This window comes from Isoptericola sp. NPDC060185 (genome assembly GCF_042728595.1).
Lineage (GTDB): Bacteria > Actinomycetota > Actinomycetes > Actinomycetales > Cellulomonadaceae > Isoptericola.
Genome location: NZ_JBHWYY010000053.1, coordinates 18,192 through 27,148, shown reverse-complemented (window position 1 = coordinate 27,148; position 8,957 = coordinate 18,192). Strand labels below are relative to the sequence as shown.

The 8,957-nt window shown below is 74.7% G+C and carries 6 protein-coding genes; all 6 read left to right on the top strand.

Annotation, left to right across the window (positions count from 1 at the left end):
- The coding region (locus ACFWDO_RS15575) for a peptidoglycan D,D-transpeptidase FtsI family protein (protein WP_380347021.1) at positions 1 to 1,824 on the top strand (1,824 nt) is incomplete at its 5' end.
- A 105-nt stretch (positions 1,825 to 1,929) separates the two neighbouring features.
- Positions 1,930 to 3,570: a UDP-N-acetylmuramoyl-L-alanyl-D-glutamate--2,6-diaminopimelate ligase gene (locus ACFWDO_RS15570; RefSeq protein ID WP_380319525.1), complete on the top strand. Its 1,641-nt coding sequence runs from the start codon at positions 1,930 to 1,932 to the stop codon at positions 3,568 to 3,570.
- On the top strand, positions 3,567 to 5,039 hold the full coding sequence (gene murF, locus ACFWDO_RS15565) for a UDP-N-acetylmuramoyl-tripeptide--D-alanyl-D-alanine ligase (RefSeq protein WP_380319522.1): 1,473 nt from the start codon (positions 3,567 to 3,569) through the stop codon (positions 5,037 to 5,039). Before ACFWDO_RS15570 ends, murF begins: the two co-directional genes overlap by 4 nt.
- Entirely contained in the window at positions 5,036 to 6,118 is a 1,083-nt protein-coding gene (gene mraY, locus ACFWDO_RS15560) for a phospho-N-acetylmuramoyl-pentapeptide-transferase (RefSeq protein ID WP_380319519.1), read from the top strand. Before murF ends, mraY begins: the two co-directional genes overlap by 4 nt.
- Complete coding sequence (murD, locus tag ACFWDO_RS15555; RefSeq protein ID WP_380319516.1) at positions 6,019 to 7,578, top strand: UDP-N-acetylmuramoyl-L-alanine--D-glutamate ligase; 1,560 nt, start codon at positions 6,019 to 6,021, stop codon at positions 7,576 to 7,578. The genes mraY and murD overlap by 100 nt, the downstream gene beginning before the upstream one ends.
- A gap of 40 nt (positions 7,579 to 7,618) precedes the next feature.
- Positions 7,619 to 8,956: a putative lipid II flippase FtsW gene (gene ftsW / locus ACFWDO_RS15550; RefSeq protein ID WP_380319513.1), complete on the top strand. Its 1,338-nt coding sequence runs from the start codon at positions 7,619 to 7,621 to the stop codon at positions 8,954 to 8,956.
- Position 8,957 lies beyond the last annotated feature (1 nt).

Here is an 8,957-nt window from a genome sequence, read left to right as displayed (position 1 = left end):
CCCGCGCGCGGTGGGGGCACGCCGCCGCGCCCGCGCGCCGGGTCGGCGCCGCGGGGCGGCCCGGGCGACCCGAGCCGCCGGCAGCGCTGGATCATGGTCCTGGCGGCGCTCGTCCTGACCGTGTTCGTCGGGCGGCTCGTCCAGGTGCAGATCATCCAGGGCCCGGCGCTCGCGGCGGACGCCCAGCGGCAGCGGACCACGAGCACCGTGGAGGTCGCGCACCGCGGCGACATCGTCGACGCGAACGGGCGCGTGCTCGCGACGTCCGTGGACCGCTACACGATCGCCGCCGACACCAAGGCGATCCAGGGCTTCCGCGGCGGGCAGCGCGTGGACTCGGCCACGGGGAAGGCGGTGCAGGACGGCGCGCTCGGCATCGCGCAGCTCCTGGCGCCCGTCCTCGACGAGCAGCCGGCGCAGCTCGCCGCGAAGCTCAACGGCGACGACCGGTACGTGATCCTCAAGCGGAACGCCGTCCCGGAGATGCAGCGCGCGATCGCGAAGCTGCAGCTGCAGGCCTACATCACCACCGACCTCACGTCGCGCCGCACGTACCCGGCGGGCGTCGTCGCCGGCACGCTGGTCGGCTACGTCGACCGCGACCAGGTGGGCCAGGGTGGGCTGGAGCGCGCCTACGAGGACGTGCTCGCGGGCACGGACGGCAAGGTCACGTTCGAGCGCGGCCGCGACGGCGTCCAGATCCCGAACTCCCAGCAGGACTCGACCCCGGCGGTGCCGGGCAGCGACGTCCGGCTCACCATCGACTCCGACGTGCAGTGGAAGGCCGAGGATCTCATCGACGGCGCGGTGTCGTCGTCGGGCGCGAAGTACGGCATCGCCGTCGTGCAGGACGTGCGCGACGGCACCGTGCTCGCGGTGGCGGACTCGGGCGACGTGGACCCGAACGACCGGTCGACGTCGGCGGTCGCGAACGGCTCGCGCGCCGTGAAGGACGTCTTCGAGCCCGGGTCGACGGGCAAGGTCATCACGATGGCCGCGGCGCTCGAGGGCGGCTACTGGAAGCCCGACAGCCAATTCACCGTGCCGTACCGCTACACGGTCCCCAACGGGGAGACGTTCAAGGACTCCCACGACCACCCCGTGCAGCGGCTGACGCTGGCGGGAGTGCTGGCGCACTCCTCGAACACGGGCACGGTGCAGATCGGCGAGAAGATCCCCGAGCAGGTCCGATACGACTACCTGCGCAAGTTCGGCTTCGGCCAGCAGACCGGTCTGGGGCTGCCGGGGGAGTCGGCCGGCATCCTGCCGAGCGAGCAGAGCTTCGCGCACGACGCCCGCACCCCGTACTCGATCCTGTTCGGCCAGGGCGTGGCCGTGAACGCCATGCAGGCCACCCAGGTCTTCTCCACGGTCGCGAACGGAGGGGTGCGCGTGGAGCCCAGCCTGTACGCCGGGACCACGGCGCCCGACGGCACGTTCATTCCCGCGGCGGCGCCGCAGAAGACGAGGGTCGTCTCGGAGAAGACGGCGAGCTCCCTCATGCGCATGATGGAGTCCGTCACCGGGGAGGAGGGCACCGCCGCCAACGCGCGCGTGCCCGGCTACCGCGTCGCGGGCAAGACGGGCACCGCCCAGATGTGGCTGCCCGGCGGCGGCACCACCTACATGGCGTCGTTCATCGGCGTCGCGCCGGCCGAGGACCCCCGCTACACGGTCTCGGTCTTCCTGCGCAGCCCGCAGTCGTCGATCTACGGCGGCGTGGTGGCCGCGCCGGTGTTCAGCGAGCTCATGGGCTACACCCTGCAGAAGATGGACGTGCCCCCGAGCACGAAGCCGTCCGACCCCTACGACCTCACCTGGTGAGGCCCGCGGGCCCGGTGACCAGGGCGTGCGGGGCGGTCGTGACGGACGTCATGCCCGGCACGTCCCGTGCCGGGCGGGCAGCGAGCAGACGGTAGGTTCTTCTCCGTGACATCCCCGCTTCCCCGTATCCGGCCCGCGGGCACGACGCCCCGACGGGTGCGGGACCTCGCCCTGACCTTCGGGCTCGAGGTGACGACGCCGGCAGGCCCGGCCGGGGGACCCCGGCCGCAGGTCCCCGCCGACGTCGTCGTCACCTCGGTCGCGTCCGACAACCGCGTCGTCGCAGGCGGCGACCTGTTCGTCGCGCTCCCGGGAGCCCACGCGCACGGCGCGCGGTTCGCCGCGGACGCGGTGTCGCGCGGCGCCCGCGCCGTGCTCACCGACGCGGCCGGGGCCGCCGCCCTCGCCGCCGGGCCCGACGCGCTCGACCCCGCGGTGCCCGTCCTCGTCGCCGGCGACCCCCGCGCCGTCCTCGGCCCCGTCGCGGCGTGGGTCTACGGCGCGCCGGCCGAGCGCCTCATGACCTTCGGCGTGACCGGCACGAACGGCAAGACCACCACCACCTACCAGGTGGACCACCTCCTGCGCGCCCTGGGCTGGACGGGCGGCCTGATCGGCACGGTCGAGATGCGCGCGGGGGACCGTGTGCTCCCGAGCCGCCTGACCACCCCCGAGGCCGCCGACCTGCAGGCGCTGCTCGCCGCCATGTGCGAGGACGAGGTGCGCACGCTGGCGATGGAGGTCTCCTCGCACTCGCTGTCCATGCACCGCGTGGACGGCATCGAGTTCGGCGTCGTCGGGTTCACCAACCTCAGCCAGGACCACCTGGACTTCCACGGCGACCTGCCGTCCTACTTCGCGGCCAAGGCGTCGCTGTTCACGCCCGACCACGCACGCCGCGGCGTCGTCGTGGTCGACGACGTGTGGGGCGAGAAGATGGCGGAGGCCGCGGAGGTGCCCGTCGCGACCCTGCGCACCCGGGCGGCGCGCGACGGCGAGGCCGCCGCGGACTGGACCGTCTCCGACGTCGCCCCGCGCGGCACCGGCTCGGCCTTCACGCTCACGCACGCCGACGGGCGCTCCCTGCGCACGTCGACCTCGCTGCCCGGCGACTTCAACGTGGCGAACGCCGCGCTGGCCGTCGCGATGGTGCTCGAGGGCGGCGCGCACGTCGAGGACGTCGCCGAGGCGCTCGCCGCCGCGGACGGCTTGTCCGCCGTGGTGCCCGGCCGCATGGAGGTCGTCGGGGCCGGCACGGGCGGGCACCCGCGCGTCGTCGTGGACTTCGCGCACAACACGGAGGCCCTCGAGCTCGCGCTCGCGGCGCTGCGCCCGACCACGGCCGGCCGGCTGGTCGTCGTCTTCGGCGCGACCGGCGACCGGGACAAGGGCAAGCGGCCCGCCATGGGCGCGGCCGCCGCGGCCGGCGCGGACGTCGTCGTCGTGACCGACGACGACCCGCACGGCGAGGACCCGGCCGCGGTGCGCGCCGTGGTGCTCGAGGGCGCCCGCGCGGCCGCGGACGCCGCCGGCGCCGCGGGACGCGACGTCGTGGTGACCGAGGTCGCGCCGCGCGCGGCCGCGATCGAGGCCGCCGTCCTCGACGCGGGCGCCGACGACACCGTCCTGGTCGCCGGGCGCGGCCACGAGACCATCCAGGAGGTCGCGGGCGTCGACCTCGAGCTCGACGACCGGGAAGAGGCCCGCCGCGCGCTGCAGCGGCGGCACGAGAGGACGACCGCATGATCGCGCTGACCGCCGCCGACGTCGCCGAGGCGACCGGGGGACGGCTGCACGCCGCCGCCGGCACGCCGGTGACCGGGCCCGTCGAGGTGGACTCCCGCCGCGTCGGCCCCGGGAGCCTGTTCGTCGCGCTGCCCGGCGAGCGGGTCGACGGGCACGACTTCGCCCGCGGCGCGGTCGAGGCAGGCGCCACGCTCGTGCTGGCCGCCCGCGAGCTCGAGGGCGTCCCGACGGTCGTCGTCGACGACGTGCAGGCCGCGCTCGGCGAGCTCGCGCGCGCCGTCCTGGCGCACGTGCGCGCCGCCGGTGACCTCAAGGTCGTGGCGGTCACGGGCTCCGTGGGCAAGACGACCACCAAGGACCTGCTGGGCCAGCTCCTGGCCGATCTGCTGCCGGACGGCGTCTCGCCCGCCGAGGCGCTCGTCGTGCCGACCGGCTCGTTCAACAACGAGGTCGGCCTGCCGCTGACCGTCCTGCGGGTCACCGCTGCCACCCGGTTCCTCGTGCTGGAGATGGGCGCGGACGGCCCCGGCAACATCGCCTACCTCACGCGGATCGCGCCGCCCGACGTCGGCGTCGTGCTCGCCGTCGGCGTCGCCCACGTGGGCAAGTTCGGCTCGGTCGAGGCGATCGCGGCCACCAAGTCCGAGATGGTCTCGGGCGTCGTGCCCGGGGGCACCGTCGTGCTCAACGCCGACGACCAGCGGGTGGCCGCGATGGCGTCCCTCGCGACGCCGGAGCACACCGTGACCACCTTCGGCACCATCTCGTCGGCCGACGTGCGCGCCGTGGACGTCGAGGTCGGGGGCTCCGGCCGGGCCCGGTTCAGCCTCGTGGTCGGGGGAGACGCCGCAGGAGCGGGCGCGGCCCCGGTCGAGCTGCGGCTCGTCGGCGCCCACCACGTGAGCAACGCGCTCGCCGCGGCCGCCGTCGTCCTCGCGCTCGGGGGCACGGTGGAGACCGTCGCCACGGGGCTGTCGCGCGCGACGCCCGTCAGCCCGCACCGGATGGCCGTCACCGAGCGCCCCGACGGCGTGACCGTCGTGGACGACGCCTACAACGCCAACCCGGACTCGATGCGCGCCGCGCTGCGCGCCCTCGCCGTCATGGCCGGCCGCACGCGCCGGTCGGTCGCCGTGCTGGGCGAGATGCTCGAGCTGGGCGACGGCTCGCGCGCCGCGCACGACGCGATCGGCCGCCTCGTGGTGCGATTGAACGTCAAGCTCCTGGTCGTCGTCGGCGACGGGGCGTACCACATCCACGAGGGGGCCCTGCAGGAGGGGTCCTGGGGAGAGGAGTCGGTCTTCGTGCCTGACCTCGACGCCGCGCGCGCGGTGCTCGCCGAGGCGCTCGAGCCGGGCGACGTCGTCCTCGTGAAGTCCTCCCTCGGGTCCGGGCTGTGGGAGCTCGGCGACGAGCTCGCCGCGGGCGGCCCGGCGGCGGGCGCACCGGCCGTGGAGGTCGCCCCGTGATCGCGATCCTGGTCTCGGCCGGCGTCTCCGGCCTCGTCGCGCTGTTCGGGACCCCCCTGTTCATCCGGTTCCTCATCCACCGCAACTACGGCCAGTTCGTCCGCCAGGACGGGCCGACGGCGCACTTCACCAAGCGCGGCACCCCGACGATGGGCGGCGTCGTCATCATCGCGGCGGCCCTGGTCGGCGTGGCGGTGTCGATGCTGGTCGCCGGTCGGCCGCCGAGCGCGTCGGCGCTGCTGTGCCTCTACCTGATGACCGGCCTCGGGGTGGTGGGCTTCCTCGACGACTTCACGAAGATCCGCAAGCAGCGGTCGCTGGGCCTGACGCCGAAGGCGAAGATCATCGGCCAGGGCTTCGTCGGGATCAGCTTCGCGGTCCTCGCGCTGCAGTTCCCCAACGCCAACGCCCGCACGCCCGCGTCCACGCGGATCTCCTTCCTGCGGGACACCAACCTCGACCTGGCGTTCGCGGGCGTGACGGTCGGCCTGATCCTCTTCGTGATCTGGGCGAACTTCCTCATCACCGCCTGGTCCAACGCGGTGAACCTCACCGACGGCCTGGACGGACTGGCCACCGGCGTCTCGATCATCGTCTTCGGCGCGTACGTCCTCGTGTGCATCTGGCAGCTCAACCAGTCGTGCCAGCGGCTCGCAGCCGCCGGGCCCCGCTGCTACGAGGTGCGCGACCCGCAGGACCTCGCGATCGTCGCCGCGGCGGTCGCGGGCGCCTGCATCGGCTTCCTGTGGTGGAACGCCAGCCCCGCGAAGATCTTCATGGGCGACACCGGCTCCCTCGCCCTGGGCGGTGCGCTGGCCGGCATCTCGATCCTGTCGCGCACGGAGATCCTCGCCGCGATCATCGGCGGGATGTTCGTCGTCATCGTCATGTCGGACGTCATCCAGATCGGCTTCTTCAAGATGACCGGCCGGCGCGTGTTCAAGATGGCGCCGCTGCACCACCACTTCGAGCTGTCCGGATGGGGCGAGGTCACGATCGTCATCCGGTTCTGGCTCATCGCCGGGCTGTTCGCCGCGCTCGGCATGGGCGTCTTCTACGCCGAGTGGGTGGCCACGTGACCGAGCCCGCGCCGGGGACGCTGCCGGAGGGCGCGCGCGTCGTCGTGGCGGGTCTCGGCGTCACCGGCCGGGCGGTCGTCGAGGCCCTCGCGGGCCGGGCGGCCTCGGTCGTCACCGTGGACGGCCGGGCCGAGGACGCCGACGTGCACGACGCCGACGACCCGGCGACCGCCGCGCGGCTGGTCGCGGAGGCGGACCTCGTCGTCACGTCGCCGGGATGGGCGCCGCGCGCGCCCCTGCTGGCGGCGGCACGTGCCGCGGGAGTCCCGGTCTGGAGCGAGGTGGAGCTCGCCTGGAGGCTGCGCGTCGACCGTGCGCCGGCGTCGGGGGAGCGGCGTGGGCCCGCGCCCTGGCTCGCCGTCACGGGCACCAACGGCAAGACGACGACCGTCGAGATGCTCGCGTCGATCCTCACCGCGGCCGGTCTGCGCGCCGCCGCGGTCGGGAACGTGGGGACGCCCGTCGTCGAGGCGGCGCAGGACCCGTCCTTCGACGTGCTGGCCGTGGAGCTCTCCAGCTTCCAGCTGCACCACACGCTCAGCACGTCGTTCGAGGCGGCCGCGGTGCTCAACGTCGAGGCCGACCACCTCGACTGGCACGGCACGCTCGAGGCCTATGCCGCGGACAAGGGGAGGATCTACGCGCGGGCGCAGCGCGCCTGCGTGTACAACGTGGCGGACCCGTGCACCGAGGAGCTCGTGCGCGAGGCCGACGTGACCGAGGGCGCGCTCGCCGTCGGGTTCACGCTCGGCGCCCCCGGCCCGGGGCAGCTCGGCGTCGTGGAGGACGTGCTCGTCGACCGCGCCTTCCACACGGCGCCCGGCGCCCGCGACCGGCAGCGCACCGCCGCCGAGCTGGGCACGCTCGCCGACCTGGCGCACCTCGCTCCCGGCCCCGCGGGGAGCGCGGTGCCCGCGCACGTCGTCGCGAACGCGCTGGCCGCGGCCGCGCTCGCCCGCGCCCACGGCGTCGCGCCCGCCGCCGTGCGGGACGGCCTGCGCGCCTTCCGACCGGGCGCGCACCGCATCGCCCGGGTGCGGGAGCTCGACGGCGTCGCCTGGGTGGACGACTCCAAGGCGACGAACGCGCACGCCGCGGCCGCCTCGCTCGCGGGCTTCCCGGCGGGCACCGTGGTCTGGGTGGCCGGTGGGCTCGCCAAGGGGGCGTCGTTCGACTCCCTCGTCACCGGCCGCGCGGACCGGTTGCGCGCCGCCGTGGTGATCGGCGTCGACCCGGAGCCGATCCGGGGCGCGCTGGCCCGACACGCCCCCGAGGTCCCCGTCGTCGTGGTGGATCCCGGCGACACTGGCTCCGTGATGCGTCGCGCGGTCGCGGCGGCACGGGACCTGGCCCGGCCGGGCGACACCGTGCTGCTGGCGCCGGCGGGCGCGTCGCAGGACCAGTTCGCCTCCTACGCCCAGCGGGGGGAGGCGTTCGCCACGGCCGTGGCGGAGCTGTAGGCGGCAGGCAGCCGTCGCAACACGAGCGAGGGGTGTCGGGATGGCGGTCACGACGGGCACCCGGCGCGGACCCCGCGGGTCCGCGGGCCGGCCGTCGAAGGGTCGGGCCCCCGGGCCGTCGAAGGGGGCGTCGAGGCGCACCGCCGAGCGGCCCTGGCTCGGGCAGTGGAACTCCACCGTCACCAGCTACTACCTGCTGGTCGGCGCCACCGGGCTGCTGCTCGTCATCGGCCTCGTCATGGTGCTCTCCAGCTCGACGGTGACGTCCATCGCCGCCGGGAGCTCGCCGTACGCGGCGTTCGTCGTGCAGGCGCGCTACGCCCTCATCGGGCTGCCGCTCATGCTCCTCGCCACCCGGCTGCCCGTGCGCTGGTACAAGCGGTTCGCCTGGCCGGCGCTGATCGTCGCCATCGCGTTGCTGGGCGCCGTGGTGGTCTTCGGGCACGCGGTGAACGGCAACCAGAACTGGCTGCCCCTGGGTCCCGTGAAGATCCAGCCGTCCGAGCTCGCCAAGCTCGCCATGGCCGTGTGGCTGGGCGCGGTGCTGGGCCGCAAGCAGCGCCTGCTGGGCAGCTGGACCCAGGCGCTGGTGCCCGGCGTGATCGGCCTCGGGGCCGTCCTCGGGCTCGTCATGATGGGCAACGACCTCGGCACGGCGCTCATCATCGCGCTTCTCGGCCTGGGCGCGTACTGGGTCTCGGGTGCCCCGGCCTCGATGCTCGCCGTCGGCGGGGTGGGCGCGGCGCTCGTGGTGGGCTGGGCGTTCATCGTCAACCAGAACAGCTCCGACCGCCTCACCCGCATCCTCGCGACCTACGGCTCCACCTGCGACGCCGCGAGCGAGTGCTACCAGTCGATCCACGGGCTGTACGGGCTCGCGACCGGTGGACTGTTCGGCGTCGGGCTCGGCGCCAGCCGCGAGAAGTGGAAGTACCTGCCCGAGGCGCACAACGACTTCATCTACTCCGTGATCGGCGAGGAGCTCGGCCTGCTCGGCACCCTGCTGGTGCTCGCGCTGTTCGCCGTCCTCGGCGTCGCGATGGCGCGGGTCGTGCGCCGGCACCCGGACCCGTTCGTGAAGATCACCACGGCGGCCGTGGGCTGCTGGGTGGTCGGCCAGGCGTTCGTCAACATCGGCGTGGTCACGGCGGTGCTGCCCGTGATCGGCGTCCCGCTGCCGCTCGTCTCGGCCGGCGGGTCGGCGCTGATCACCACGATGGTGGCCCTCGGCATGGTGATCAGCTTCGCGCGCAGCGAGCCCGGCGCCGCGGAGGCCCTCGCCGCGCGCCGCAGCGTGGTGCGCAGGTCCGTCGCCGTGCTCTCGCGGCGCGGGCGCCGCGGGGGAGGGCAGGGCCGGGAGGACCGCTCCGGCCGATAGG

Excerpts from the sequence above, each read along its gene's own strand:
- ftsW (WP_380319513.1), top strand. The coding sequence starts at position 7,619 with ATGGCGGTCACGACGGGCACCCGGCGCGGACCCCGCGGGTCCGCGGGC.
- murD (WP_380319516.1), top strand. The coding sequence starts at position 6,019 with ATGGGGCGAGGTCACGATCGTCATCCGGTTCTGGCTCATCGCCGGGCT.
- murF (WP_380319522.1), top strand. The coding sequence starts at position 3,567 with ATGATCGCGCTGACCGCCGCCGACGTCGCCGAGGCGACCGGGGGACGG.